This is a genomic window from Salmonella sp. 32100201201700099SM, from assembly GCF_017572645.1.
Taxonomy (GTDB): domain Bacteria; phylum Pseudomonadota; class Gammaproteobacteria; order Enterobacterales; family Enterobacteriaceae; genus Salmonella; species Salmonella enterica.
Genome location: NZ_JAGERQ010000002.1, coordinates 18,378 through 44,545, shown reverse-complemented (window position 1 = coordinate 44,545; position 26,168 = coordinate 18,378). Strand labels below are relative to the sequence as shown.

At 53.5% G+C, this 26,168-nt stretch carries 23 protein-coding genes and 1 pseudogene; 7 read left to right on the top strand and 17 right to left on the bottom strand.

The window, feature by feature from the left end:
* Positions 1 to 70: 70 nt before the first annotated feature.
* The 5 genes from J4685_RS03620 to J4685_RS03600 all read right to left on the bottom strand — a co-directional run bounded on the left by J4685_RS03620 (position 71) and on the right by J4685_RS03600 (position 3,001).
* Complete coding sequence (locus J4685_RS03620) at positions 71 to 280, bottom strand: CsbD family protein (RefSeq protein WP_001030592.1); 210 nt, start codon at positions 278 to 280, stop codon at positions 71 to 73.
* A 21-nt stretch (positions 281 to 301) separates the two neighbouring features.
* Positions 302 to 415 carry a hypothetical protein gene (locus tag J4685_RS03615; RefSeq protein ID WP_077905026.1) on the bottom strand — a complete coding sequence of 38 codons (114 nt, stop codon included), beginning with the start codon at positions 413 to 415 and terminating at the stop codon, positions 302 to 304.
* Complete coding sequence (gene dinF / locus J4685_RS03610) at positions 412 to 1,737, bottom strand: MATE family efflux transporter DinF (protein WP_001128116.1); 1,326 nt, start codon at positions 1,735 to 1,737, stop codon at positions 412 to 414. The genes J4685_RS03615 and dinF overlap by 4 nt, the downstream gene beginning before the upstream one ends.
* Positions 1,738 to 1,915: 178 nt before the next feature.
* Positions 1,916 to 2,524: a transcriptional repressor LexA gene (gene lexA / locus J4685_RS03605; RefSeq protein WP_000646079.1), complete on the bottom strand. Its 609-nt coding sequence runs from the start codon at positions 2,522 to 2,524 to the stop codon at positions 1,916 to 1,918.
* A 108-nt stretch (positions 2,525 to 2,632) separates the two neighbouring features.
* A complete protein-coding gene (locus J4685_RS03600) occupies positions 2,633 to 3,001 on the bottom strand; it encodes a diacylglycerol kinase (protein ID WP_000002904.1) in 369 nt (122 codons plus the stop codon).
* Positions 3,002 to 3,171: 170 nt separating this feature from the next.
* Here J4685_RS03600 and plsB point away from each other — a divergent pair, with 170 nt between their 5' ends.
* The gene (plsB, locus tag J4685_RS03595; protein WP_000017366.1) at positions 3,172 to 5,592 is read left to right on the top strand and encodes a glycerol-3-phosphate 1-O-acyltransferase PlsB; all 2,421 of its coding nucleotides are present in this window, start codon (positions 3,172 to 3,174) and stop codon (positions 5,590 to 5,592) included.
* A 98-nt stretch (positions 5,593 to 5,690) separates the two neighbouring features.
* On the opposite strand, the gene ubiA is transcribed toward plsB, so the two are convergent.
* From ubiA to malK, 5 genes are all read right to left on the bottom strand, one after another.
* A complete protein-coding gene (gene ubiA / locus J4685_RS03590; protein ID WP_000455249.1) occupies positions 5,691 to 6,563 on the bottom strand; it encodes a 4-hydroxybenzoate octaprenyltransferase in 873 nt (290 codons plus the stop codon).
* A 13-nt stretch (positions 6,564 to 6,576) separates the two neighbouring features.
* Positions 6,577 to 7,074 (bottom strand): chorismate lyase, encoded by a 498-nt coding sequence (gene ubiC, locus J4685_RS03585; protein ID WP_000019219.1) that lies wholly within the window; start codon positions 7,072 to 7,074, stop codon positions 6,577 to 6,579.
* 180 nt (positions 7,075 to 7,254) lie between these two features.
* Positions 7,255 to 8,172 (bottom strand): maltose operon protein MalM, encoded by a 918-nt coding sequence (gene malM, locus J4685_RS03580; RefSeq protein ID WP_000782497.1) that lies wholly within the window; start codon positions 8,170 to 8,172, stop codon positions 7,255 to 7,257.
* A 163-nt stretch (positions 8,173 to 8,335) separates the two neighbouring features.
* Entirely contained in the window at positions 8,336 to 9,694 is a 1,359-nt protein-coding gene (locus J4685_RS03575; RefSeq protein ID WP_000973684.1) for a maltoporin, read from the bottom strand.
* Positions 9,695 to 9,782: 88 nt separating this feature from the next.
* Entirely contained in the window at positions 9,783 to 10,892 is a 1,110-nt protein-coding gene (gene malK / locus J4685_RS03570) for a maltose/maltodextrin ABC transporter ATP-binding protein MalK (RefSeq protein ID WP_000179180.1), read from the bottom strand.
* Positions 10,893 to 11,253: 361 nt separating this feature from the next.
* On the opposite strand from malK, the gene malE reads away from it, so the two are divergent.
* A complete protein-coding gene (malE, locus tag J4685_RS03565) occupies positions 11,254 to 12,444 on the top strand; it encodes a maltose/maltodextrin ABC transporter substrate-binding protein MalE (protein WP_000695415.1) in 1,191 nt (396 codons plus the stop codon).
* Here the strand turns inward: malE and J4685_RS22735 are convergent.
* Positions 12,393 to 12,533 (bottom strand): annotated as a pseudogene (locus tag J4685_RS22735) (hypothetical protein); the annotation flags it as partial. The gene malE and the pseudogene J4685_RS22735 overlap by 52 nt on opposite strands.
* 42 nt (positions 12,534 to 12,575) lie before the next feature.
* Between J4685_RS22735 and malF the strand changes: the two are divergent.
* The gene (gene malF, locus J4685_RS03560; RefSeq protein ID WP_000382566.1) at positions 12,576 to 14,120 is read left to right on the top strand and encodes a maltose ABC transporter permease MalF; all 1,545 of its coding nucleotides are present in this window, start codon (positions 12,576 to 12,578) and stop codon (positions 14,118 to 14,120) included.
* 14 nt (positions 14,121 to 14,134) lie between these two features.
* Complete coding sequence (gene malG / locus J4685_RS03555) at positions 14,135 to 15,025, top strand: maltose ABC transporter permease MalG (RefSeq protein WP_001252081.1); 891 nt, start codon at positions 14,135 to 14,137, stop codon at positions 15,023 to 15,025.
* A gap of 165 nt (positions 15,026 to 15,190) precedes the next feature.
* Here the strand turns inward: malG and psiE are convergent, their stop codons facing one another.
* The 6 genes from psiE to pgi all read right to left on the bottom strand — a co-directional run bounded on the left by psiE (position 15,191) and on the right by pgi (position 21,611).
* Positions 15,191 to 15,601, bottom strand: a complete 411-nt coding sequence (gene psiE, locus J4685_RS03550) for a phosphate-starvation-inducible protein PsiE (RefSeq protein ID WP_000982748.1) — start codon at positions 15,599 to 15,601, stop codon at positions 15,191 to 15,193.
* A gap of 142 nt (positions 15,602 to 15,743) precedes the next feature.
* Positions 15,744 to 17,840 (bottom strand): YjbH domain-containing protein, encoded by a 2,097-nt coding sequence (locus J4685_RS03545; protein WP_000750801.1) that lies wholly within the window; start codon positions 17,838 to 17,840, stop codon positions 15,744 to 15,746.
* Positions 17,840 to 18,577, bottom strand: coding sequence for a capsule biosynthesis GfcC family protein (locus tag J4685_RS03540; protein ID WP_000977958.1), 738 nt, complete (start codon positions 18,575 to 18,577; stop codon positions 17,840 to 17,842). Before J4685_RS03540 ends, J4685_RS03545 begins: the two co-directional genes overlap by 1 nt.
* Positions 18,574 to 19,212 carry a YjbF family lipoprotein gene (locus J4685_RS03535; protein ID WP_000824807.1) on the bottom strand — a complete coding sequence of 213 codons (639 nt, stop codon included), beginning with the start codon at positions 19,210 to 19,212 and terminating at the stop codon, positions 18,574 to 18,576. Before J4685_RS03535 ends, J4685_RS03540 begins: the two co-directional genes overlap by 4 nt.
* A gap of 63 nt (positions 19,213 to 19,275) precedes the next feature.
* Positions 19,276 to 19,518: an exopolysaccharide production protein YjbE gene (gene yjbE / locus J4685_RS03530; RefSeq protein ID WP_001541297.1), complete on the bottom strand. Its 243-nt coding sequence runs from the start codon at positions 19,516 to 19,518 to the stop codon at positions 19,276 to 19,278.
* Positions 19,519 to 19,961: 443 nt separating this feature from the next.
* The gene (gene pgi, locus J4685_RS03525) at positions 19,962 to 21,611 is read right to left on the bottom strand and encodes a glucose-6-phosphate isomerase (protein ID WP_000790041.1); all 1,650 of its coding nucleotides are present in this window, start codon (positions 21,609 to 21,611) and stop codon (positions 19,962 to 19,964) included.
* Positions 21,612 to 21,955: 344 nt separating this feature from the next.
* Here pgi and lysC point away from each other — a divergent pair, with 344 nt between their 5' ends.
* The 3 genes from lysC (at position 21,956) to J4685_RS03510 (ending at position 26,156) form a co-directional block, all read left to right on the top strand.
* Entirely contained in the window at positions 21,956 to 23,305 is a 1,350-nt protein-coding gene (lysC, locus tag J4685_RS03520; RefSeq protein WP_000136396.1) for a lysine-sensitive aspartokinase 3, read from the top strand.
* A 398-nt stretch (positions 23,306 to 23,703) separates the two neighbouring features.
* Positions 23,704 to 25,293 (top strand): hypothetical protein, encoded by a 1,590-nt coding sequence (locus J4685_RS03515; RefSeq protein WP_000716845.1) that lies wholly within the window; start codon positions 23,704 to 23,706, stop codon positions 25,291 to 25,293.
* Between the two features lie 23 nt (positions 25,294 to 25,316).
* A complete protein-coding gene (locus J4685_RS03510) occupies positions 25,317 to 26,156 on the top strand; it encodes a hypothetical protein (protein ID WP_000472330.1) in 840 nt (279 codons plus the stop codon).
* Positions 26,157 to 26,168 lie beyond the last annotated feature (12 nt).

The following is a 26,168-nucleotide window of genomic DNA, read 5'->3' as shown; positions in this document are numbered from 1 at the left end:
AGGGGCACGCCCGCATTCATAAGCAAACAGTGGGAAGCACATCCATGTACTCCTGATAGGGGAAAACATATTACCAGCGATAGTTGTTACGGGTTTCCCAGTCAACAACCTCTTTTTCCGCCTGATCTTTCTGGTAACCGTAACGCTCCTGGATTTTACCTACCAGTTGGTCGCGTTTACCTTCGATAACGGTCATATCGTCATCGGTCAGTTTGCCCCATTGTTCTTTCATTTTACCTTTAAACTGTTTCCAGTTACCGCCGGCTTCGTCTTTATTCATCATCTTGTCCTCATCATTCGGTTAGGAATAGCAGGTGTTATTCGCCCAAATGCACTGCAATTTCTGCTGGACGTGATAATAATTGTAGGCAGGAATTCGGCCTTCGGTTTTATATTCAGAATTTTTAACCATCACGATCTGGCAAACCATGTACCCTCGCGCCAGTGACGACGCCAGATAAGGCTCAACGACAGACCGCGTAGCGCCAGAAATACGGTTAATGCCAGCCATAAACCATGATTTCCTAATACCGGCAGGGCGAAGAGCGTCAGCGCGAATCCTCCCGCGGCGACAGCCATGCTATTGCGCATTTCGGCAGCGCGCGTCGCGCCAATAAACATACCGTCGAGCAGATAGCACCATACGCCCACCAGCGGTAATACCACCTGCCAGATAAGATACCGATCCGCCAGTAGCTGTATTTGCGGCAATGAGGTTAGTAACGCGACAATATGTTCGCCTGCCAGGGCATAGACCGTGGAAAACAACAAGGCCACAATTCCTGACTGACGACACGCCGCTCGCCAGACGTCCAGTAGCTTGCTACCGTCACGCGCGCCGTAAGCCTGACCGGAGTGCGCCTCCACCGCATAAGCAAAACCGTCCAGCGCATAGGCCGTAAAGGTGAGTAAGGTCATCAGGACTGCATTTACCGCGATAATATCGCTGCCCAGCCGCGCGCCTGACACCGTGATTGCGCCAAAACAAAGCTGAAGGAGCAATGAGCGCAGCATGATATCGCGATTGAGCGCCAAAAGGCGGCGCACGTTGCCGCGCCAGGCCTGTTTTAGCATATCCAGCGACACACCGCGGAGATGGAGAACTTTACGTACCATCATGAGGCCGATCAGTAACGTGACATATTCTGCGATGACCGTCGCCAGGGCGGCACCCTGCACGTTCATATGAAGCCCCATCACCAGCCACAGGTCGAGCGCGATGTTGAGGATATTGCCCACGACCAACAAGATAACCGGCGCCCGCGCATACTGAACGCCTAACAGCCAACCGAGCAGCACCAGATTCGCCAGTGACGCGGGAGCGCTTAGCCAACGAATTTCAAGGAAGCGTCTCGCCTGCACCAGGACAGCGTCGTTCCCGCCGACAATATGTAAAGCCAGCTCGATAAGCGGCGTGCGAAATAGCACAATCATCACGCCTGCGCCCAGCGCCAGCAATAACGGTTGAATGAGCGCCCGGGCTAACGCCTGCGGATTTTTGGCGCCAAATGCCTGCGCCGTTAGGCCGGTGGTGCTCATACGTAGAAATAGCAGCAGCATGAAAAGAAAGCTGGTGGCAGTCGCGCCCACCGCCACGCCGCCCAGGAAAACAGGGCTGTCCAGATGACCAATCACCGCCGTATCGACCAGCCCCAGTAAGGGGACGGTGATGTTAGAAAAAATCATCGGCAACGCAAGACGCCAGAGAGCTTTATCAGAGGAGGTAAAAAGCGGCATGGAGAAAAGCCTGACAAGGAGTTAAACGAAACGAGCGCATTGCCGGATGGCGACGTAACGCCTTATCCGGCCTACAAATTAATCATCTCAGGAACTGCATTCCCGTAGGCCTGATAAGCGCAGCGCCATCAGGCTACACGATTGCCGGATGGCGGCTTACAAGGAGATTAAAAAGAGATTACAACCATTCCCCGTTGCGAATGACGCCTACCGCCAGCCCTTCAATCGTAAAGCTTTGTTCGCGCAGATCCACCACTATCGGTGTAAACTCGCTGTTTTCCGGCAGCAGTTCCACTTTATTGCCCTGCTTTTTCAGCCGTTTTACTGTCACTTCATCATCAATGCGAGCGACAACCACCTGGCCATTACGGACGTCCTGCGTTTTATGTACCGCCAGCAAATCCCCATCCATAATACCGATGTCTTTCATCGACATACCGCTCACGCGCAGCAGGAAATCGGCGCTGGGTTTGAACAGTGAAGGATCGACCTGGTAATGGCCTTCAATATGCTGCTGCGCCAGAAGCGGTTCACCCGCCGCGACACGCCCGACAAGCGGTAATCCGTCCTCTTCTTCCTGTAACAGACGGATACCTCGCGATGCGCCGGAAACGATTTCAAGCACCCCTTTGCGCGCCAGCGCCTTAAGGTGTTCTTCCGCAGCGTTTGGGGAACGGAACCCCAAACGCTGCGCGATTTCCGCACGCGTCGGTGGCATACCTGTCTGGCTGATGTGATCCCGGATGAGATCAAACACCTCTTGTTGCCTGGCCGTTAACGCTTTCATTCCGCCCCCTGGGTGTATATACAGTCATGCTGTGAGTATATACAGTTAAAGGTGATTTTGGAACCACAAACGGCGCAAAAAACAAGAGATTTATAAAATTTGGAACCTTTATCGAAAATGTGACCATAACAGGATGCCCCAGGTCATCAGGGCAACGAAAATAGACAGTAGCACCGCAGCCGATCCCATATCTTTCGCACGGCCGGAAAGCTCATGGTATTCAGAACCGATGCGGTCAACGACCGCTTCAATAGCGCTGTTGAGGATTTCAACAATCATGATAAGTAAAACGGAACCTATCAATAACACACGGGTAATCGCATCCACATCCAGCCAGCAGGCGATGATGACGCCCAGCAATACCGCGAGGCTTTCCTGGCGAAACGCCGCTTCGTGAGTCCATACGGCGCGAAATCCTTTCCAGGAATATCCTGCCGCTTTGATAATTCTGGTGAATCCAGTGGTATTATTGGCCATCAAAAGAACCTTTTTACATTATTAACGTCAATGACATTATACGGTTGCCCTGCACGATTCGGACTGCCGTAACGCAGCGCGAAGTATGACGGGATACAACAGAAATTCGCTAAACTTTCTGATATCCTTGCACCGCATTTGCATTATTAACCAGAGGCTTTACATCGTTTATGTCCGGCTGGCCACGAATTTACTACAAATTACTGAATTTACCATTAAGCATACTGGTAAAAAGCAAGTCTATTCCGGCGGAACCCGCCCAAGAATTGGGGCTCGATACTTCTCGCCCCATTATGTATGTCTTGCCATACAACTCAAAAGCGGACTTACTGACGCTGCGGGCGCAATGTCTGGCGCACGATCTCCCGGATCCGCTGGAGCCGCTGGAGATCGACGGCGCGCTGTTGCCACGCTATGTATTTATTCACGGCGGACCGCGTGTCTTTACCTATTACACGCCAAAAGAAGAGTCGGTGAAACTTTTTCACGATTATCTCGATCTGCATCGGAGTAATCCAGCTTTGGACGTGCAGATGGTGCCCGTTTCCGTGATGTTTGGCCGCGCGCCGGGTCGTGAAAAAGGAGAAGAGAACCCGCCTTTACGTATGCTGAACGGCGTACAGAAATTCTTTGCCATCTCCTGGCTGGGCCGCGATAGCTTTGTCCGATTCTCGCCGTCCGTCTCATTGCGTCGCATGGCTGATGAACACGGCACCGATAAAATCATCGCGCAGAAGCTGGCTCGCGTGGCGCGTATGCACTTTGCTCGCCAGCGCCTGGCGGCGGTTGGCCCACGCCTGCCCGCCCGTCAGGATCTGTTTAACAAACTGCTGGCCTCGAAAGCGATCGCCCGCGCGGTAGAAGACGAAGCGCGCAGTAAGAAAATCTCTCATGAAAAAGCGCAGCAAAACGCCATTGCGCTGATGGAAGAGATCGCGGCGAACTTCTCTTACGAGATGATTCGTTTGACCGACAGGATTTTGGGGTTTACCTGGAACCGACTTTACCAGGGGATTAACGTGCATAACGCCGAGCGCGTACGCCAACTGGCGCACGACGGGCATGAAATCGTCTATGTACCCTGTCACCGCAGCCATATGGACTACTTGCTCCTTTCTTATGTGCTGTACCATCAGGGGCTGGTTCCGCCGCACATTGCCGCCGGTATTAACCTTAATTTCTGGCCCGCTGGCCCAATTTTCCGTCGTCTGGGCGCGTTCTTTATTCGTCGCACCTTTAAGGGGAATAAACTCTATTCCACCGTCTTTCGCGAATACCTGGGCGAGCTGTTCAGCCGCGGTTACTCGGTTGAGTATTTTGTCGAAGGAGGACGTTCGCGTACCGGACGTTTGTTAGATCCGAAAACCGGCACCCTGTCGATGACTATCCAGGCGATGCTACGCGGCGGTACCCGCCCAATTACCCTCGTACCGATCTACATTGGCTATGAGCACGTCATGGAAGTGGGCACCTATGCGAAAGAGCTGCGCGGCGCGACAAAAGAGAAAGAGAGTCTGCCGCAGATGCTGAAAGGCTTGAGCAAGCTGCGCAATCTGGGTCAGGGCTACGTTAACTTTGGCGAACCGATGCCGCTCATGACGTACCTGAACCAGCATGTGCCAGAGTGGCGCGAATCTATCGACCCTATAGAGGCCATACGCCCAGCCTGGCTGACGCCGACGGTAAATAGTATTGCCGCCGATCTGATGGTGCGTATTAACAACGCTGGCGCGGCAAACGCGATGAACCTGTGTTGTACCGCGCTGTTAGCGTCGCGTCAGCGCTCGCTCACCCGCGAGCAGCTCACCGAGCAGCTTGACTGCTATCTCGATCTGATGCGCAATGTCCCTTATTCCACAGACTCAACGGTTCCTGCCGCCAGCGCTGGCGAGCTCATCGCTCACGCGCTGCAGATGAATAAGTTTGAGGTCGAGAAAGACACCATTGGCGATATCATCATCCTGCCGCGCGAGCAGGCGGTGTTGATGACCTATTATCGTAACAATATCGCGCATATGTTGATTATGCCTTCGCTGATGGCGGCGATTATCACCCAGCATCGTCGCATTTCGCGTGATGCGTTGCAGCAGCATGTTGAAGCGCTCTATCCGATGTTAAAAGCGGAGCTGTTCCTGCGCTGGGAGCGCGAGGAGTTAGCCTCGGTCATCGACGCGCTGGCCAGTGAAATGCAGCGTCAGGGGCTAATTACCCTGCAGGATGATGAACTGCATATCAACCCGACGCATTCTCGTACGCTGCAACTGCTGGCGGCAGGCGCGCGTGAAACGCTACAGCGTTATGCCATTACGTTCTGGCTATTGAGCGCCAATCCGTCCATCAACCGCAGTACGCTGGAGAAAGAAAGCCGTACCGTGGCGCAACGTCTGTCTGTCCTGCACGGTATTAACGCGCCGGAGTTTTTCGACAAAGCGGTGTTCAGTTCACTCGTGTTGACGCTACGGGATGAGGGTTATATCAGTGATACGGGCGATGCCGAACCGGCAGAAACGATGAAGATATATCAGATGCTTGCCGATCTAATTACCTCTGATGTCCGTCTGACGATTGAAAGCGCGACGCAGGGCGAGTAAGCCAGTGCCTGAAATGCCCGATAGTGCAAGCTCATCGGGCAACTGATATGACGTATTGAAAATTTTGGCTTTGTAGGCCGGGTTCGCCCGGCATGACATCAGAAGTGCCAGTAACTCATCGCCAGCCCTAAAAATAGCACCAGGCCAACGTAGTTATTGTTCATAAAGGCTTTAAAGCAGGCTTCACGTTCACGGTTCGCAATCAGTTTTTGCTGGTAGACAAACAGCGCGCCCGCCACCAGCACAGCCCAGTAATATCCCCATCCCAGACCATTCAACCAGCCGATCAGCGCCATTAACGCCATGACGCCAAGCTGCAGAATCCCGATAATCAATGTGTCATAACGACCAAACAAGATCGCAGTCGATTTAATGCCTATCTTGATATCATCATCTCTGTCGACCATCGCATATTGCGTATCGTAAGCCACCGCCCAGAGAATATTGGCGAGGAACATCAGCCAGCAGCTCAACGGCAGGGATTCGCTCACCGCGGCGAACGCCATGGGGATTGACCAGCCGAAAGCGGCCCCCAGCACGACCTGCGGCAGGTGGGTGTAGCGTTTCATAAAGGGATAAACCCAGGCCAACGCCAGCGCCGCCACGGAAAGCAGAATCGTCATGGCGTTCAGCGTCAGCACCAACAGAAACGCCAGCAGCACCAGCACCACAAACAGGTTGCGCGCTTCTTTCTCTGTCACGGCGCCGCTGGGTAAAGGTCGGTTGACCGTACGTTTTACATGTCCGTCAAATTTACGATCGGCATAATCATTCACCACGCAGCCCGCCGCGCGCATTAACCACACGCCAGCGACAAAAACTGCCAAAATCCACAGCTGAGGCATACCCGGCGTCGCCACCCATAGCGCCCAAAGCGTCGGCCAGAGCAGCAGCAACGCGCCAATAGGCTTATCTGTACGCATCAAACGGTGAAACGCCAGCAGCTTACTCTGCGTCAGACTCCACTCCATCTTTATCTTCCTCTCAGTACAGCGGCGATGCAGGTAAAAAAAGCTCGGTAAGCAACAGCGGTTTTCCGCTCAACCGCAGTCGAGAGCGGCGCCCCCACAGCGTTGCATCGCGTCCAATTTCAATAAAATCGCGGGTCAGTGTCGATGATGTAAATAGATAACGTCCAAGCGGGGTTTTACCCAGATGTTGTAAGACCTGTTCAGGTCCGCACAGCGTGGATTCCGGTACCACGGTACGTCCGGCAAGCCAGGGCTCGCCGTCAGCGCAAAGCAGTATCTCACGTAACCAGTAGCGGGACTCGGATGGCAGTAAACCTGATGCTTCCTCGACCTCACTTTGGCCGACAAACGCTTCCCGAATCAGCGTCACGCTTACCCGCTTTCCCTGCTGCTCAAAACGTTTAGTCATAGAATCTTCCAGCAACAGCCAATCCAGCAAATGGGGTTCAAGCGCAGGAATCGCATCAAAATAGCGCAGCGCACGCAGTTGCGTTAACGCAGGGTGTGACATGCCTTACTCTCCGATTCATAACCTAAAGTCATTGTATCTCAGAAAAGACATTACGGGGGGCGCAATCACAATTAAGTGATCTGTTGCGCAACAAAAAAATAACAATTCGCATGAAATGACAAAAAAAGGTGCGCCAGGAGACGCACCAGTTGCTGCAAAATCAGCACTGTGGGGAAACAATTACCCCTTGCCTTTTACACTGCTGATAAAGGTGGAACGGGCAGATGTCGATCCCAGACGTTCGGCCTCATCAAGCAGTTTCAGCGCTTTATCGACGTCGCCTTTCGCTACGGCATCCTTAATCGCTTTATTAAAGTAGCTTTCCGTATCGTTCAACATCGGTTCGCTTTTCTTCGGCGCGACTGGCGCTGGCGCAGCGACCGGCGCGGCGGTATTGCCTACCGTTACCGGCCCGGTACCGGACGAGCCAAACAACGGCCCGACTAATACGCTGGAGCTACTGTTGGTTTTCACCTTCAGTTTCACCACGCCATCAGTGGTATGGCGAGCAACTGGATCGGGAATATCCGGGATAGAGTTACCGACGCCTTTGGCATAGGCTTTTGCCGGATCGAGCAGCGTAGTAGTTTGCTGAAGATCTTTTTCGGTCGTAAACACCAGAACATAGAGTTTCTGCTGCCCCAACGCAGGCGTCAGGCGCATCACGCCTTCCAGCCGATCTGCGCTCATGACGCCCGGCTGCTGATAAGTAAAGTAACTGCTGGGGAAGAACGCCGAAGGCGTCATATTTTGGTCAAGAATCAACACGTTTGGCGCAAAAACGCTGGCTTGCTTATTGACCTCGCTGGTCAGAGTTAATGTCAGCTCGCCGATATTCGCCGGAACGCTATAAGCGGCGACCGGGCCGGTAATGCCGGCGACGTCAAGGCGCTGGCCGCCCGTCGCCAGTTGGGTAGACTGCGTTTTTGACTGATCTACAGGCGTCCAGGTTAATTGCTGTAGCGCAGCAGCAGGAATAGCGGGCGCGGCGCTGGTATTTTGCGGTACATAGTTCACTTCCGCCAGGCTGATACCCGGCACGCTGGCGAACAGCCCTGCGGTTAAACAGAGGGCGACGAGACTTTTCTTCATTTTCATTATTCTCACCTCAATAAGGCGGGTTCAGCGGTAGCCAGGCAATAGCGCGCCAACCCAAACATATCGCCGAATGGCGGCTGGCGCCTTATTCGGCTTACAAGCATCATCAGACCTGATGTTTCAGAGGGGCTTGCGCCCCTCGTTACGTCAGATGACCATCGTATTACCACCAGATTTCCATCTGGGCGCCGAAGGTCCACTCATCGCTATCGCCACGGCTGTTGGTGGAAATGCCGGAGTTAGTCGCTGCGGCATAACGGGAAATGTTATCGCCGTCTTTGATATAGCCCCATTTCTCATCCCATTTCGCGTAGGTGGCGAAAATACGGATAGCCGGACGCGACCAGATGCTGTCGCCCGCCTGCCACTGTTGCGCCAGGGTGATTTTATATTGATTGTTACGATCGCCGGTCTGCTGAGATTTCACGTTGTCGTAGCCGACTTCCAGCAGGGTACTCATGATTGGCGTCCACTTGTACATTGGACGTACGCCCACGGTCCACCACTCAGTACCCAGGTTATTATCCCAATCGATATTCTGGTACATACCGACGTACATCAAACCCCATTTATCACCAAGCGAGATGGCGCCATGATCCAAAATACGCCACATATCGCCATTATTATTGATGACCTTATTGGCATAATTAATTTTGGTTCCATCAGGCAATTCTTCAGTGAAAGATGAAGAACCGTCGGAACCGCGCGCCTGGCCTTTACCCTGCGTGGTCATGGCATCGGTGGCATATTGCACGACAAACTTGTTATAGCCTTTCAACATGCTTTGCGTGTGTTCGGCGGTGAACATCCAGCCGTCTTTCGATGCCCCATCAACCAGCTTATAACCATCGGTCGTATTGGCGCGACCGTAGTCAACGCCCAACTCCAGTACGCCGTCCGGGTTCGTTTGCAGACCAGCCAGACGTACGTCAAAGACGTCGTTAGCGGTATCTTTTACTTCATCATAAATATTCTGGCTGCTGAAGGTGTAAGAGCCGCCCGCTTCAGTAGACCGGGTCGCCGCCAGCGAAAGCTTACCGAAGCCCAGATCGATATTTTCGATACCTGCGCCAGGACCTGAAATATCCCAGTAGTAGAAGTCGATCATGTGTACGTCATGACGCTGATAGAAGCGCTTACCGGCCCAGATGGTAGAGCCCGGCAGCCATTCAATCAGGTTTTTACCCTGCACGTTCGCTTCGCGGAAGGCGGGATCGGTCGATTCCCAGTCGTTCTGCTGGTTAACCGAATAGGCGACGTTGGTGTCGAAATAGAAGCTCTTATCGCCCTCTTTCCACACTTCCTGGCCCAGTTTCAGTTCCGCATAGGTTTCACATTCGTTACCGAGACGGTATTTACTTTGTGCACCGGTCACCTGGAAACATTGTTGTTCGCCGCCGCTTCCCGTCCAGCCAATACCGGAACGGGCGTAACCGTGGAAATCGACAGCCATTGCCTGAGCGGACATTACGCCCGCTGCGACAGCAACCGCCAGAGGGAGTTTGCGCAGAGTAATCATCATTCTATCTCCTGAGATCATTGCTTTTCTTTAAACGCTGCCACCTTCTAAAACTGCGAATGGTTTTGCGTTTCGTTTTTTTATGGAGGCCTTAAACACCCGGCTCTTGATGCAGACGACGACATGCGCTGCCATCCTCGCGGAACAGATGACAGCGCTCTGGCGGCAGGCCGATAGCGAATGTGGCGCCCTCTTCTACCAGCACCACGTCATTCTGGCGATAAACCAGGTTTTGACGGATGGCGGGGATCTGGATATGAATTTGTGTTTCGTGCCCTAACTGCTCGACCACCTGGACTTCACCTTCCAGGGTGACATCGGCGATATCGCTCGGCAGCAGGTGTTCCGGCCGAATGCCTAAAGACATATTGGCGCCGACCTGCACGCCGCGACTTTCGACCGGCAGCCAGATTTGCTGGCGATTCGGCAGTTCGACCTGGACTTGTTCAATTGCGGTGGCGGTCACTTTCACCGGCAGGAAGTTCATCTTCGGCGAGCCGATAAAGCCCGCGACAAAGCGGTCCGCCGGATAGTGGTACAGCTCCAGCGGCTTACCGACCTGCGCGACGCGACCAGCGTCCAGCACCACGATTTTGTCGGCCAGCGTCATCGCCTCGACCTGATCGTGGGTGACGTAAATCATCGTGCGGCCCAGACGTTTATGCAGGCGAGAAATTTCAATGCGCATCTGCACGCGTAGCGCGGCATCCAGGTTAGAGAGCGGTTCATCCAGCAAAAACACACGCGGCTCCGCCACCAGCGTGCGGCCAATCGCTACGCGCTGACGCTGACCGCCGGAAAGCGCTTTTGGCTTACGTTCCAGCAGATGCGCCAGTTGCAGTACTTCCGCCACCTGATTGACGCGTTGATTCATTACCTCTTTTTTGGCGCCCGCCAGCTTGAGGCCGAAAGACATGTTTTCTGCAACGGAGAGATGGGGATAGAGCGCATAAGACTGGAATACCATGCCCACGCCGCGCTCGACAGGCGGAATATCATTCATACGGGTTTCCCCGATAAACAGGTCGCCACTGGTGATAGTTTCAAGCCCGGCGATCATACGCAGCAAGGTCGATTTACCACAGCCTGACGGTCCGACAAACACCACGAACTCCCCGTCATGGATATCGAGGTTAATATCTTTCGATACCACCACGTCACCCCAGGCTTTCGTTACATTTCGTAGCTGTACGCTCGCCATGCCCTTCTCCCTTCGTTACAACCTGTCATTGACAGCAACATTCATGATGGCCTGACTATGCGCGATCCCTGACTGGGGTAAATCCTCCACCCCCCGGCTTTTTTATGGGGGAGGAGGCGGGAGGATGAGGACACAACGCCTGAGACCACGGGCGCGGACAGAAAAGGAATTTCGTGATGCCGCCCGCAAAAATCGGCGTGTTTTTGTGTGCGCCAGCACGCATTACTCACATTTATGCAACACAGATCACATAAAGCCGGGGTGGGGCGTAGGGGTAGGGAGGATGGAAAGAGGTTGTCGTATAAAGAAACTAGAGACCGTTAAACCACCTCTGTGTACATCACCAAAAAGGATGGGAGATATGAAGATTAAAACTGGCGTAGGCATCCTCGCATTATCCGCACTTACGACGATGATGATTTCCGCCCCGGCTCTCGCCAAAATTGAAGAAGGTAAACTGGTTATCTGGATCAACGGCGACAAGGGCTATAACGGTCTGGCCGAGGTCGGTAAAAAATTTGAGCAAGACACCGGCATTAAAGTGACCGTTGAGCACCCGGATAAGCTGGAAGAGAAATTCCCGCAGGTGGCTGCCACCGGCGACGGTCCTGACATTATCTTCTGGGCGCACGACCGTTTTGGCGGCTACGCGCAGTCTGGTCTGCTGGCGGAGGTTACTCCGGATAAAGCGTTTCAGGACAAACTCTATCCGTTTACCTGGGATGCGGTACGTTATAACGGCAAGCTGATCGCCTACCCCATCGCCGTTGAAGCCCTCTCCCTGATTTATAACAAAGACCTCGTCCCGAACCCGCCGAAAACCTGGGAAGAGATCCCGGCGCTGGATAAAGAGCTAAAAGCGAAAGGGAAGTCGGCGATAATGTTCAACCTGCAAGAGCCGTATTTCACCTGGCCTTTGATCGCCGCTGACGGCGGTTACGCGTTCAAATTTGAAAACGGCAAGTATGACGTGAAAGACGTTGGCGTCGACAACGCCGGCGCGAAAGCAGGTCTGACTTTCCTGATCGATATGATCAAGAACAAAAATATGAGCGCCGATACCGATTACTCCATCGCCGAAGCAGCCTTCAATAAAGGCGAAACGGCAATGACCATCAACGGTCCGTGGGCATGGTCGAACATCGACAAGAGCAAAGTCAACTACGGTGTCACCCTGCTGCCGACCTTCAAAGGTAAACCCTCGAAACCGTTCGTCGGCGTGCTGAGCGCGGGGATTAACGCTGCCAGCCCGAATAAAGAGCTGGCGAAAGAGTTCCTCGAAAACTACCTGCTGACCGATCAGGGTCTGGAGGCGGTGAACAAAGACAAACCGCTGGGCGCCGTGGCGCTGAAATCTTTCCAGGAGCAGTTAGCGAAAGACCCCCGTATCGCCGCCACCATGGATAACGCCCAGAAAGGCGAGATCATGCCGAATATTCCGCAGATGTCCGCCTTCTGGTATGCGGTACGTACGGCTGTGATTAACGCCGCCAGCGGCCGTCAAACCGTGGATGCCGCGCTGAAAGATGCACAAAGCCGTATCACCAAGTAATGCCGCGAGCCTGTGCCGGATGGCGGCATAAATGCCTTATCCGGCCTACAACACACCGTAGGCCTGATAAGCGCAGCGCCATCAGGCACATCTCCGGCCAGGAAGTTTCAACGCTGTAGAGGAAAACCCCCATGGATGTCATTAAAAAGAAACACTGGTGGCAAAGCGACCAGCTTAAATGGTCAGTAATTGGTCTGCTGGGCCTGCTGGTGGGTTACCTTGTAGTTTTAATGTACGTACAAGGGGAGTATCTGTTCGCCATCATGACGCTGATTTTAAGCTCTGCTGGCCTGTATATTTTCGCAAATCGTAAAACCTATGCCTGGCGCTACGTTTACCCTGGCCTCGCCGGCATGGGGCTGTTTGTGCTATTCCCGCTGGTGTGCACCATCGCCATCGCCTTTACTAACTACAGCAGCACCAACCAGCTCACCTTTGAACGCGCCCAGCAAGTGCTGATGGACCGTTCTTATCAGGCGGGAAAAACCTATAACTTCGGTCTTTACCCGGCCGGCGACGAGTGGCAACTGGCCCTCACCGACGGAGAAACGGGCAAACATTACCTGTCTGGCGCATTTTCCTTCGGCGGCGAACAAAAATTACAGCTGAAAGAGACCGATGCCCTGCCGGGCGGCGAACGCGCCAATCTGCGGATAATCACCCAGAACCGTCTGGCGCTGAACCAGATAACCGCCGTCCTGCCGGATGAAAGTAAAGTGATTATGAGCTCGCTACGTCAGTTTTCCGGTACCCGTCCGCTGTACACACTGGCTGATGACGGCCTGCTTACCAATAACCAGAGCGGCGTAAAATACCGGCCAAATAACGATAGCGGTTATTATCAGTCGATCAACGCCGACGGAAGCTGGGGTGATGAAAAACTCAGTCCTGGTTATACCGTTACTATCGGCGCAAAAAACTTTACGCGCGTCTTTACCGACGAAGGGATCCAGAAGCCCTTTTTCGCTATCTTCGTCTGGACCGTGGTCTTTTCGGTCCTCACTGTGGTGTTAACCGTGGCGGTTGGGATGGTATTAGCCTGCCTCGTACAGTGGGAAGCGCTGAAAGGTAAAGCTATCTACCGCGTCCTGCTGATTCTGCCCTACGCCGTACCGTCGTTTATTTCAATTTTGATTTTCAAAGGGTTATTCAACCAAAGCTTTGGCGAAATCAATATGATGCTGAGCGCGCTGTTTGGCATTAAACCTGCCTGGTTCAGCGACCCCAACACCGCGCGGGCAATGGTGATTATCGTGAATACCTGGCTGGGCTATCCCTACATGATGATCCTGTGCATGGGACTGCTGAAAGCGATTCCGGATGACCTGTACGAAGCCTCCGCAATGGACGGCGCTGGTCCATTTCAGAATTTCTTTAAAATCACCTTACCGCTGCTGATTAAGCCGCTAACGCCGCTGATGATCGCCAGCTTCGCCTTTAACTTTAATAACTTTGTACTGATTCAGTTATTGACCAACGGCGGGCCAGACCGTCTCGGCACCACCACGCCTGCCGGTTATACCGATCTGCTCGTCAGCTACACCTACCGTATCGCCTTTGAAGGCGGCGGCGGTCAGGACTTCGGTCTGGCGGCGGCCATTGCCACGCTGATCTTCCTGCTGGTAGGCGCGCTGGCAATAGTGAACCTGAAAGCCACGCGTATGAAGTTTGATTAAGGGAGATAATAACAATGGCTATGGTCCAACCCAAATCTCAGAAACTGCGTCTCTTCATCACGCACCTGGGGCTGCTGATTTTCATCGCGGCGATTATGTTCCCGCTGCTGATGGTCATCGCTATCTCGCTACGTGAAGGGAACTTCGCCACCGGAAGCCTGATCCCGGATAAAATCTCCTGGGAACACTGGCGGCTGGCGCTGGGTTTCAGCGTGGAACATGCGGATGGTCGGGTAACGCCGCCTCCCTTCCCGGTCCTGCTGTGGCTGTGGAACTCGGTGAAAATCGCCGGTATTACCGCCATCGGCATCGTGGCGCTCTCCACCACCTGCGCCTACGCTTTCGCACGAATGCGTTTTCCAGGTAAAGCGACACTGCTCAAAGGGATGCTGATTTTCCAGATGTTTCCGGCGGTTTTGTCTCTGGTGGCGCTGTATGCGTTATTTGACCGCCTGGGACAATACATTCCATTTATCGGTCTGAATACGCATGGCGGCGTGATCTTCGCCTATCTTGGCGGCATTGCGCTGCATGTCTGGACGATTAAAGGCTACTTCGAAACTATCGACAGCTCGCTGGAAGAGGCCGCCGCGCTGGATGGCGCAACCCCGTGGCAGGCGTTTCGCCTGGTGCTGCTGCCGCTTTCCGTACCGATTCTGGCGGTGGTGTTTATTCTGTCGTTCATCGCGGCGATTACCGAAGTTCCGGTCGCCTCGTTGTTACTGCGCGATGTGGACAGCTATACGCTGGCCGTGGGTATGCAGCAATATCTCAACCCGCAAAACTATTTGTGGGGCGACTTTGCCGCCGCCGCCGTCCTTTCTGCTATTCCTATCACCCTGGTGTTCCTGTTGGCGCAACGTTGGCTGGTCAACGGCCTGACGGCTGGGGGTGTGAAAGGTTAAGTTTTATCGAAGTACCTGCCCGGCAACGGGCAATGCCACTGCCCTCAACTTATGTTATCCCCACTTATGGTCGTATTTTGGCGCTCTTCGGAGCGCTTTTTTTATGCGTTATAGACAGCGACTAATTTATTGCCACGCCATACGTCCATTACGGTGTGGCGACGCCTATTCTCGCCGTAGTCGGTTCGAATTACATAACCACAACGTGATAACCAACAGGAGGATCGCCGCCGAATAGAGTAATACATCCATTGGCGTTTTATGATCGACAATGATCAGGCGCACAATCGCCGTGATCCCAATGTACACGAAATAGCGCAGCGGAAAGTGAAGGCCAGACTTAAAGTACTTCACAATCAGCGCAATAAATTCGAAATAAAGAAAGTAGATCACCAGCCCTTCCACCAGTTCATATTTGCTGGCTTGCTCAGGCACGAATAATGCGTCCGCCAGATGCACCGTCTCTTTACCGAGAAAAACAATCAGGATCAGACCGAGGGTAAGCAGCCCCAAATTTAGTACGTTTTGTAAAATCGTGGCGATAAACTCAAGACGTGAGCGCGATAATGGCATCATAACAGCCCCCCCTTTCTCTGCGGCGAGGTTTCTGTATAACGCACAAATGTGACGGGCATCTATATTTTTTATTTATGTTTATATTTTGTTCAATAAGATAATTTGCCGGATAGCGCCGTGAACGCCTTATCCGGCCTGAGTATTAACGGAAATTTACGTTCCTGTCACTGGTCATATCATACAGGCCAAACTTACGGCCAAGCTGTTGACCACCGTCACGCGTCAGCGGCGTCCAGCCAATTGCCGCACGACTTCGGGTTGGGCCGGACGAGAAGAGATCCAGCGGCACGGAAACATATACGCCTTTGGTAAAATCCCCTTCCCCATATTCATCCGGCGATGCATCGGTAATCGTCGCGTAACCGCCGACAACGACGCCGCTATCGAAGCGTTTGGCGATCTCCAGCGTACCGCCTTTATCGCCCGCCAGATACTGACCAACGCTGGCTTTCACCAGCACATCCTGGGCGAACGACGGCGTCCAGTATGCGGTCAAATGTCCGGTCTTCACGCTGTAATCGGTAAACTTCATCATATCCTGCGCGCTACGCCAGTCACGCTGTTTCACGTAGTTGGCATCCAGACCAAACGCCCAATTGCTGTCTACCGGGCGATACAGGACTTCCGCCCCGGCACCGCCAAACATGGTCTCCAGATAACCGCCGTAGACCTGCCCATAGAAACCATTGCCAAAATACTGGAAATAGTTGGCCTGTAGGTTATTCACATAAACATCATTCTGCACATACTCACGGACATGCGTACGCACCCGCGGCAGATGCGAGTCCTTCGGCGGATTGGTGTAGTTAAATTTGTCGTAGTTGTTGGCGATATTGGCAAACACGCTGCCCGTGGTGAGCAGATGATCCGTGACCCACAGATCCGCAGTTCCCATTACGCCCAACTGATACATATAGAAGTTTTCCGGGCCGCCTACCGACTGATTCAGCACGGGATCAAGATGAAAATGAATGCGCGACTTGTCGATATACCAACCCTGTTCAGTACTCTCTGGCACGATCGGCTCCACGCGTTTTTGCGCCAGCGGAGTTTCATGTCCCAGCGGTTCGCCTTCCAGATGGCGTTTCAGGCTGGCGACATCGGTTTCAGTGGTGACCTGCGGCAGATTAAGGCGGTTTTCCGTCACGCGGATCGTGCGGATCCCCTCCGGCAGATCGTTCATGACGATCCGGTTAGCGCGCACGATCCCCTCACGGGAGTCGCGGTACTTCACCTGTTCGCCGGTAACGTACAGCGTATCGCCTTTGACCTGGATTTTCGGGTCCGCCAGACCAGCATTATATTTCAATAACGTTAATTGATTAGCCACTACCGAATGTTGCAGGATGGCATCCTGCGGCTGTGGTCGGTATTGCGGGCGTGAATTGTCATGATACGCGGGACGTAAATCGTTGAAATTGGTGCGCAGCGTGACGCCAAACATAAAGGTGTTGCCGCGCTCGTAGCTGAGGTTAACGTCGGCCCAATCGGTGACGCGGTAAATGGCGCCGACGTTAAACTTGCTCTTCTGTTCCAGTTTCCCCGCAAAATCCTGCTGATAGTTATTGCCTTCATACTCCAGCTTCAGGCGTAGCGGTTGCCACGGGGTCTGGTATTCCACGCCGCCAAACAGCGAGGCCGGGCCGTGAAACATATCGCTACCGTCGACGGAACCTGCCTCTTTGTAGCTGTTATCACGCGAACAGAATTTATCACTATACGAACAGAAAGGATTAGACACATTGCCGCTGGTGCCAAGATAGCCCCAGCCGAGACCTAATGAAAAATCAAACGGCCCCCAGGCCTTACTCGCTACAATATATTCCGCATCAAACAGCCCCGTCCCGCCGATATCGCGCGCGCCAACCGCCACCTGCGGCATCCAGTAACTCTCTTCCCACAACCGCAGTTTCACATCAAACGCTTTATCTTTGTAAGTCTGGTCGCCGGAGAATGATTCCACGCTGCTGTACTTTTTCGTACGGACATCGGTATAGCGCAAAGTGGTTTCCAGCCACGGGAAAAGCTGAACCGAAGCCGAGTAGTAGCGGTACTGATCGTTATCGCGATAGTTCAGGCTCATCTCCCCTTCACGCGCCATACGCGCTGTCGGCGTTTGCAGCAGGCCCACGCCGCCAAAGTCAGATTGTGAAGGCCCAACAGGGGCTGGATATGTTTCGGCATGGCAGGCCGCGCTAATACCCAGCGCCAGCACGCTGAGCAGATGTGTTTTTTTCATTATTCCGGTATCCGCTGCGTCAGGGTATGAAGAATGTCGGCATTTATCGCCTCCGGCGTGCCGCGCCAAAGGGAATCGGCAAAACCGACAAAAATAATGCTGCCGGGCATCGGCTCAATATGACGCTTATTCCAGTAAGCCACCGGCGCTTTTTGGCTGCGTCCATCAGGGTAAACCACCCAGGCATAGCTACGATCCGCGCCGCTGAGTAAGCGCTGATCCTCAAGATAACTGGCGACGTCCCGCCCAGGGACGAACGGCTGGCTGCCCGGCTGGCTAATCAAGCCAAAGAGCGTCACCTGCGTGGGTTGCGGCCCTACCCAGAGCATGTAGTGACCTTGCAGCGGCGGGTTACCTCGTTCGCTTACCCGCACCACGTCAGGATCAAGATTCACGAATTGTCTGCCCGTCACCTTCACCGCCTGAATCTGTCGGCGCAGTGTGTTTATCGCCGCCGCTGCATCGCCGTCTTCCTCAGCGCTGAGCGCCGCCAGTCGCCCGAGAAGTTCCTGCTGCTGTTGACGCGCCGTCACGGTCGCCTGTTCTTCGCCTATCACCGCCGCAGGCCACCAGCTCGTTGCCAGGCGCGGCTGTCCGACTAAATCGAGCAGACGCTCAGCGTCTGTCAGCGTTTTAGGCTCACTATTACCCTGGGTAAAAACGGTAACAGTGCCGCTGGCAAAGGCGGATGACGCGATAAAGGCCAGCGCCAGCGCGCTTATCGTCCTTTTCATCATGATTTTGCCGCCTTAATCAGCGTGGTTTTCACCGGAAAGTAATTCGCGCCCAGATACTGTTCCGTCTGGCGAATTTGGCCTTCGCTATCAATCCAGTAGCGATTACGCCAGCGCGTTTGATCGGTCGTCACTTCTTCATCCAGCACCCGCACGGCGGTCTCTTCACTGCCGACGCTAACGCTATCGGTCCCTCGCCATGTAAAAACGGAACGGGCGGTGGCGTAACGCACCTGGCGATGTTCGGTCCAGCCCAGGGTGCGAGTCCAGGTCGCGCCATCGATAATCTGTCCTGGTTTCGCCAGCGGGTCGGCCGCCAGATTATTCACATCGATCAGGTTGTCGCCGCTGAGCAGCGTTTTGACCAGACGGCCATGCTGCGTCACGATCGTCGCGCCATCCTGCGTCACCCATTTCTGCTGCCCGTTTTCCGAGAAAGCGAGCACCACAAACAGTTGAGGACCGCCGTTAAGCTGCATGTACTGGCTGGCATACGGCATGTTTTGAATATCGTCATCCGTTAGCTGTACGCCTGGCGTACCGAACAAACTGTCCCACAGTGAATCGCCCAGGCCTTTAGTGGTGGCCGAACACGCCTGTAATAGCAGGCAAATCAGGATAAGTGCGAGTCGCTTCACGACGCTTCTCCAGAGGGGCAAAATAACCACACCGGAGTGTGGTTATGGTTAAACGTACCGATACTACTGGGTACTGGTGGTCGTGGTGGTCGTGGTTCCGGTATTAGAACCATCGCCGCCGCCGGTTGCCGCTAACGCGACGCCCACCGCCGAACTTACGGTGCTAACGCTGGTGGCGGAGGAACTTCCCGCCGATACCGACGTCGCTGCCGACCCTGCCGCTTCACCCACCTGAACGGGGGCTGCCGAGACAGATGTCGCCGCAAGCGCGGTTATGGCAAAAATGCCATACAGTACTTTTTTCATCATAATTTCCCTTCATTGAATAAATGGGGATTTACCCAAAAGAATTTCGGGCGCTACCGAGTATACACAACCAAAGCAGGCGGATTATGTCCGGGAGAAATAAAAGCGAAGTTTTAAGATAATTAAACTTTAAAGAAAAAACACATCCTCTATTTAATTAACAAGTAAATCAAATCAATAAGTTAGAATTACATAAAAACACAAAGGAATCCGTATAATCTGAAAATAACGCAGAGTGATTTTCTGGTTATTGCTTATTTTAGGATTAAGCTCAATATAAAATTGTGGGGATAAAGACGGACAAGCGGAATTATCTTATAAAAAAAGCCGATGTGAATATCGGCCTTTTTATTATCTTATTCTCTTTTTGCCGGATGGCGGCGAAACGCCTTATCCGGCCTACAGACGCTATGCATTACGTAGACCGGATAAGCGCAGCGCCATCAGGCGCGCCAGGCTTTATAACGGTTAATCAGACCGTTAGTAGAGCTATCATGGGACGAAATAGCTTTATCATCGCCCAGCTCCGGCAGAATACGGTTAGCCAACTGTTTACCCAACTCAACGCCCCACTGGTCGAAAGTAAAGATGTTCAGGATGACGCCCTGCGTAAAGATTTTATGCTCATACAACGCAATCAGCGCGCCCAGGCTGAACGGCGTAATTTCGCGCAGCAGGATAGAGTTGGTCGGGCGGTTGCCTTCAAACACTTTGAATGGCACAACGTGTTCAAGCTGCGCCGGATCTTTCCCCTGATCGCGATATTCCTGCTCAACCACCTCGCGGGATTTGCCAAACGCCAGCGCTTCGGTCTGCGCGAAGAAGTTAGACAGCAGCTTCTGATGATGATCGGATAGCGGGTTATGGGTGATAGCCGGGGCGATAAAATCACACGGCACCATTTTAGTACCCTGGTGAATCAATTGATAAAACGCGTGCTGACCGTTGGTGCCTGGTTCGCCCCAGATAATTGGGCCTGTCTGGTAATCCACGGCGTTGCCGTTACGGTCAACGTATTTACCGTTGGATTCCATGTTACCCTGCTGGAAGTAGGCGGCGAAACGGTGCATATACTGGTCATACGGCAGAATGGCTTCGGTTTCCGCGCCGAAGAAATTGTTGTACCAGATGCCAATCAACGCCAGCAGAATGGGTAGGTTTTTCTCCGCCGGAGTGGTGGAGAAATGCTTGTCCATCGCGTGCGCGCCGGAAAGCAGCTCGACAAAGTTGTCGAAACCGACGGACAGAATAATGGACAGCCCGATGGCAGACCACAGCGAGTAACGACCACCGACCCAGTCCCAGAACTCGAACATATTGGCCGTGTCGATACCAAATTCGCCGACCGCTTTGGCGTTGGTGGAGAGCGCAGCAAAGTGTTTCGCCACGTGTTTTTCATCGCCTGCAGTTTTCAGGAACCAGTCGCGCGCGCTGTGGGCGTTGGTCATGGTTTCCTGCGTAGTGAAGGTTTTCGACGCCACCAGGAACAGAGTCGTTTCCGGGTTCACTTTTTTCAGCACTTCAGCGATGTGCGTGCCATCAACGTTAGAGACGAAGTGCATAGTCAGATGATTTTTATACGGACGCAGCACTTCGGTCACCATGAACGGGCCGAGGTCGGAACCGCCGATACCGATGTTCACCACGTCGGTGATGGCCTTACCGGTGTAGCCTTTCCACTGACCGGAGATAATCGCTTGCGAGAAAGTTTTCATTTTCTCAAGCACGGCGTTCACTTCCGGCATCACATCTTTGCCGTCCACAATGATCGGCGTATTGCTACGGTTACGCAGCGCCACGTGCAGCACGGCGCGGTCTTCGGTGCGGTTGATCTTCTCGCCGGAGAACATGGATTTAATCGCGCCGGCCAGATCGGTCTCTTTCGCCAGATCCTGTAATTTTGCCAGCGTCTCTTCGGTGATGCGGTTTTTGGAGAAATCCACCAGCATCAGATCGTCAAACGTCGCGGAAAATTTAGCGAAACGGTCGCTATCGTTCGCGAAAAGCTCAGCGATCGTAACGTCTTTCATTTCATCGTAGTGTTTCTGGAGCGCCTGCCAGGCAGAAGTCTGCGTTGGATTGATGTTTTTCATTAGCAATACTCTTCTGATTTGAGAATTGTGACTGGGATCGATTGTAACGCCAGTCACAGAAAAGTGTGATTGTTTTAGTGCCGTTGCCCCAGGCACTGTCGAATGAGGATAAAAAGTATATACCCTAAATAATTCGAGGTGCAGAAAGGCGGCAAATGGGTATCGGGGTTATAAGCGCTGTTACTGAGCCTAAACTCAGCATAAAAAATCCGCATAATCCCAACGTTGACAGTCCAGGCCACAACTTTTATTTATAAATACGTTACTTGCATTTGCGCCTGCACCGGTTTCTGTTCTGCCCTTGTGCCATGGTCGCGTTTTTCATTTCCTGACACGAGGTTGATATGACAGAGATCGTTGTTTCCAAATTTGGCGGTACCAGCGTCGCCGATTTTGACGCCATGAACCGTAGCGCGGATATCGTACTTTCCGACGCCAATGTTCGTTTAGTCGTGCTTTCCGCGTCTGCCGGCATCACTAATCTGCTGGTGGCGCTGGCCGAAGGGATGGAGCCCGGCGAACGTTTCGCTACGCTCGACGCCATCCGTAAAATCCAGTTCGATATCCTTGATCGTCTGCGTCATCCGAATGTCATTCGCGAAGAGATTGAACGCCTGCTGGAAAACATCACTATTCTGGCGGAGGCGGCATCGCTGGCGACATCGGCAGCCCTGACCGATGAACTGGTCAGCCACGGCGAGCTAATGTCTACCCTGCTATTTGTTGAGATCCTGCGTGAACGCGACGTACAGGCCCACTGGTTCGACGTGCGCAAAGTGATGCGTACCAGCGATCGCTTTGGTCGTGCGGAACCGGACGTCGCAGCGCTTGCGGAACTGGCCGCGCAGCAGTTGCTCCCGCGCCTGAGCGAAACTTTGGTCATTACTCAGGGTTTTATCGGCAGTGAAAGCAAAGGCCGCACCACGACGTTAGGCCGCGGCGGCAGCGACTATACGGCAGCGTTGCTGGCTGAAGCGCTCCATGCCGCGCGGGTTGATATCTGGACAGATGTGCCCGGTATTTACACCACCGACCCGCGCGTGGTGCCCGTCGCGCAGCGAATTGATGAAATCGACTTTGAAGAAGCGGCGGAGATGGCAACCTTCGGCGCAAAAGTACTGCATCCAGCCACCTTACTCCCGGCCGTGCGCAGCGATATCCCGGTCTTCGTTGGCTCCAGTAAAGATCCGCAAGCGGGCGGTACGCTGGTGTGCAATAAAACCCAAAACCCGCCGCTGTTCCGCGCGCTGGCGCTGCGCCGCAATCAAACGCTATTGACGCTGCACAGCCTGAATATGCTGCACTCACGAGGTTTCCTGGCAGAGGTGTTCGGCATTCTGGCGCGGCATAATATTTCGGTAGATCTGATTACCACTTCGGAGGTGAGCGTTGCGCTGACGCTGGATACTACCGGCTCCACCTCCACGGGCGATACGTTACTGACCCAATCCTTATTGATGGGGCTTTCCGCGCTGTGTCGGGTCGAAGTCGAAGAAGGACTGGCGCTGGTCGCGCTGATTGGCAACAACCTGTCAAAAGCCTGCGGTGTTGGTAAAGAAGTGTTTGGCGTCCTGGAACCGTTCAACATTCGCATGATTTGTTACGGCGCCTCCAGCCACAATCTGTGCTTCCTCGTGCCGGGAGACGATGCCGAGAAAGTGGTGCAAAAGCTACATCAGAACTTATTTGAATAATCGCCCTGACACGACAGCGGGTGAGCGCTATCAGACAATACGCTGCCGGATAACGGCGCAAGCGCCTTATCCGGCGGTTCCCACGTCAGGCACTGCCGGCGGAATACTGCTCCAGAAAGCCAATTACAGAAGGCAGGAATCTGTAACACCCTGCTCGTCCCATCAATATGGGCAGCTTTCCCCTATTTATGCCCTCCTCATTTTGAACCTCGTCACAAAACCACACAAAACAACATAAAGCAAAAACACAAATTGATCATTATATTTTAATAACTTACCTTTAAAAATTGAGATCGTTTGGTATAAAAGCACTTTTTCATTGTTGCTTTATTTTGTTTTAGTTGGAATTATGATTGCACTACAACACAGATAACCCCCTTACCCTATTTGAGGCCGCTATGAAAAAAATTGCGATTATTGGAAGCAGTGGAGGCAACCTCTACAACCTGGGTGGCGCCGAGCCAGAGAAGTTACTCCAGGAGATTTATCAGCAGTGTGAGGCTGCGGGCGTGAATGTGGCCGCCGTACAGTTTATCGCGGCAGAAGCCTCGATGGACGTCGCCAAACCGGATACCCCGGCATCGGTTTATGCATTAACCACAGAAAACCAACAAAAACCACAGCGCATATTTCAGGGCAAACTTTCGGAGGTAAACACCCCGGTAGCAGAAAGCGATCGCCGAATCGCTGAGATGATCCGCCGCGGTGAGATCGATGGGATCGTGGTAATGAGCGCCGATCCGGTAAAGGCGAACCAGGCCGTTTTTGCCGCCGCCGTTGAGATGAAAACACCGATTGTCGGCACCGGGGGAACCTCCATGGCGCTGGTGGCGGCAAAGGGGGCGAATGTGGTCGCGACCTCCGGAACAACCGGCACCACCAGCCGTACCCGCGCCGTCTCCTTCGTGGCGTCACTATGTAAACATTGGGGTATCAAGTACAAACCACAGTTGGGTAGCGCTTCGCCCTCGCAGAGCGGTTCCGGAAAAAGCCTGCTCAAACGTTTTAACATTCGTAGCATCATGATCCCTGCGCTACCAGGCTTTATCGCCATGGCAATTGTACTCGCCCTGAGCCACATACCAGGACTGGAAAAACTTAACGATATCTTTGAAATCTTATTAAAAGGTCTGCCAGTGTTAGTCGCGGTACTGGCGGCAAAACAGATTTCCGAACTGGATGAAGTTTCAATTGTGGCCGGGGTCGTCGCTGGCGTGCTTTCCGTAGAGGGCGGACTGATCGGCGGCATTATCGGCGGTGTAATGGCGGGGATTTTCGTCCGTTGGCTGTTCGAGCTGTGCCTGAACTGGCGCTTCCCAATGACTACCGTCAACATCGTCGCCGGTGGAATATCGGGCCTTGCCGCTGGGTTAATCATGCACTATCTGCTGAGTCCGCTGGCGCTATCTGCGGGTAATTACATCAAACTGGCTATCGAAAGCACGCTGGCATTCAGCCCAATTCTTGCCGGGCTGCTGGCTGGTCTGGTTATCTGGCCTGCCATTCTCGGCGGCGTCTATCACGCGGTGATCCTGCCGTTGGTGCTACTGGAGATGGAAAAATCCGGCGTCAGCTTCCTCGGCGCGGTCGATATGGTCGGTCTGGTGATGGTGGCCGCAGGTATTAACCTTGCCAATGTGATCGCCCCGCGTGAAAAAAGCGAAGCTGCCGTTGCTACGCCGGGTCTACTCATTAACCTGGGTTTTGGCACCTTTGTTGAATCCGCCTATCCCTTCATGTTCGCCAACAAAATTGTTTTTGGCTCCGCCATTTTTTGGGCCGGGATGGGCGGCATGATGCTGGGCTTTTTTAACGTCAAAGGCGTGGCCTATGTTCCGGCTTTCGCCTCACCGTTCTTATCCAGCAATGCGCTCCAGATGGCCATCGTAATGATTGCCACAATGGCGATGACCTGCCTTACCACCATTATTGCTAACCGTTTCAAACCTGTCGTACAGAGCGAATCAACAACGACAGCCGTTAATTAATGCACCAACACCAGAGGTACACCATGTTTAAAGGCGATATGAATAAAAAACGCGCCAAAGCGTTACAGAAAGTGAAAGAAGCCATCACGCTTCACGGTGGGCAAACTATCCTCAGCACAGGAATAACCGGAGACGATGCGCGTCTGGCGAAAGCCGTGTGTGAGGCTGGCGTTAAGCTGCTGGAGCCGAACCACCCTGCGTTGGCGCTGGCGCGTGGACACAAAGGCGTGAGCAACATGCACGCGGCGGAGCAGATTCGTCACGAAATCACCAATAGCCAGATGGCTGAGGCCGTACACGGTGTGCGTAATGTGGTCCCGGACGATATTTTTATCACCGTTGGTATCGCCGGCGGTTTTACCGAAACCTTACCGGTGCCGCTCAGCGAAAAGGAAATTCTGGAGATTGCCCGCGCTGGAGCCGACGGTTTACATACGCATAAATCCGACTGGGACGATCTGCAGGACATCGTTAATCTCGCCCATCAATATGGTCTGACCGTCGATGCCTACATTGGCCATCCTGACGATCTGCATACTTTCGGTATTCCTGCGCGCACGCCGGAAGAGGTCGCCAGCGTGGCGAAGCGGATGCAGGATATCGGCGTGGATATGATTGGTCTGATGACCGGCATGAGCTATGAAGGCGTAGCGGCAGGCGATATCCCGCAGATGATTAAAGATCGCCTGCGAGCGTTGGTCGGCGCGGTGGATGTTCCGACGCTGGCGGAAGGCGGGATTAACCTCGCCAACGCGAAAGCGTTTAAAGATACCGGGGTCAATATTCTGGTGGTCGGTACGGCTATCGACAACATGGTGTGCAACGCCGCCAAAGAAGCCGTTACGCCGTTTATTGTTCATTGATATCAGGGAACG

Coding starts and splice junctions, on each gene's coding strand:
- J4685_RS03620 (WP_001030592.1), bottom strand. CDS start 280: ATGAATAAAGACGAAGCCGGCGGTAACTGGAAACAGTTTAAAGGTAAA.
- dinF (WP_001128116.1), bottom strand. CDS start 1,737: ATGCCGCTTTTTACCTCCTCTGATAAAGCTCTCTGGCGTCTTGCGTTG.
- lexA (WP_000646079.1), bottom strand. CDS start 2,524: ATGAAAGCGTTAACGGCCAGGCAACAAGAGGTGTTTGATCTCATCCGG.
- J4685_RS03600 (WP_000002904.1), bottom strand. CDS start 3,001: ATGGCCAATAATACCACTGGATTCACCAGAATTATCAAAGCGGCAGGA.
- plsB (WP_000017366.1), top strand. CDS start 3,172: ATGTCCGGCTGGCCACGAATTTACTACAAATTACTGAATTTACCATTA.
- ubiA (WP_000455249.1), bottom strand. CDS start 6,563: ATGGAGTGGAGTCTGACGCAGAGTAAGCTGCTGGCGTTTCACCGTTTG.
- ubiC (WP_000019219.1), bottom strand. CDS start 7,074: ATGTCACACCCTGCGTTAACGCAACTGCGTGCGCTGCGCTATTTTGAT.
- malM (WP_000782497.1), bottom strand. CDS start 8,172: ATGAAAATGAAGAAAAGTCTCGTCGCCCTCTGTTTAACCGCAGGGCTG.
- J4685_RS03575 (WP_000973684.1), bottom strand. CDS start 9,694: ATGATGATTACTCTGCGCAAACTCCCTCTGGCGGTTGCTGTCGCAGCG.
- malK (WP_000179180.1), bottom strand. CDS start 10,892: ATGGCGAGCGTACAGCTACGAAATGTAACGAAAGCCTGGGGTGACGTG.
- malE (WP_000695415.1), top strand. CDS start 11,254: ATGAAGATTAAAACTGGCGTAGGCATCCTCGCATTATCCGCACTTACG.
- malF (WP_000382566.1), top strand. CDS start 12,576: ATGGATGTCATTAAAAAGAAACACTGGTGGCAAAGCGACCAGCTTAAA.
- malG (WP_001252081.1), top strand. CDS start 14,135: ATGGCTATGGTCCAACCCAAATCTCAGAAACTGCGTCTCTTCATCACG.
- psiE (WP_000982748.1), bottom strand. CDS start 15,601: ATGATGCCATTATCGCGCTCACGTCTTGAGTTTATCGCCACGATTTTA.
- J4685_RS03545 (WP_000750801.1), bottom strand. CDS start 17,840: ATGAAAAAAACACATCTGCTCAGCGTGCTGGCGCTGGGTATTAGCGCG.
- J4685_RS03540 (WP_000977958.1), bottom strand. CDS start 18,577: ATGATGAAAAGGACGATAAGCGCGCTGGCGCTGGCCTTTATCGCGTCA.
- yjbE (WP_001541297.1), bottom strand. CDS start 19,518: ATGAAAAAAGTACTGTATGGCATTTTTGCCATAACCGCGCTTGCGGCG.
- pgi (WP_000790041.1), bottom strand. CDS start 21,611: ATGAAAAACATCAATCCAACGCAGACTTCTGCCTGGCAGGCGCTCCAG.
- lysC (WP_000136396.1), top strand. CDS start 21,956: ATGACAGAGATCGTTGTTTCCAAATTTGGCGGTACCAGCGTCGCCGAT.
- J4685_RS03515 (WP_000716845.1), top strand. CDS start 23,704: ATGAAAAAAATTGCGATTATTGGAAGCAGTGGAGGCAACCTCTACAAC.
- J4685_RS03510 (WP_000472330.1), top strand. CDS start 25,317: ATGTTTAAAGGCGATATGAATAAAAAACGCGCCAAAGCGTTACAGAAA.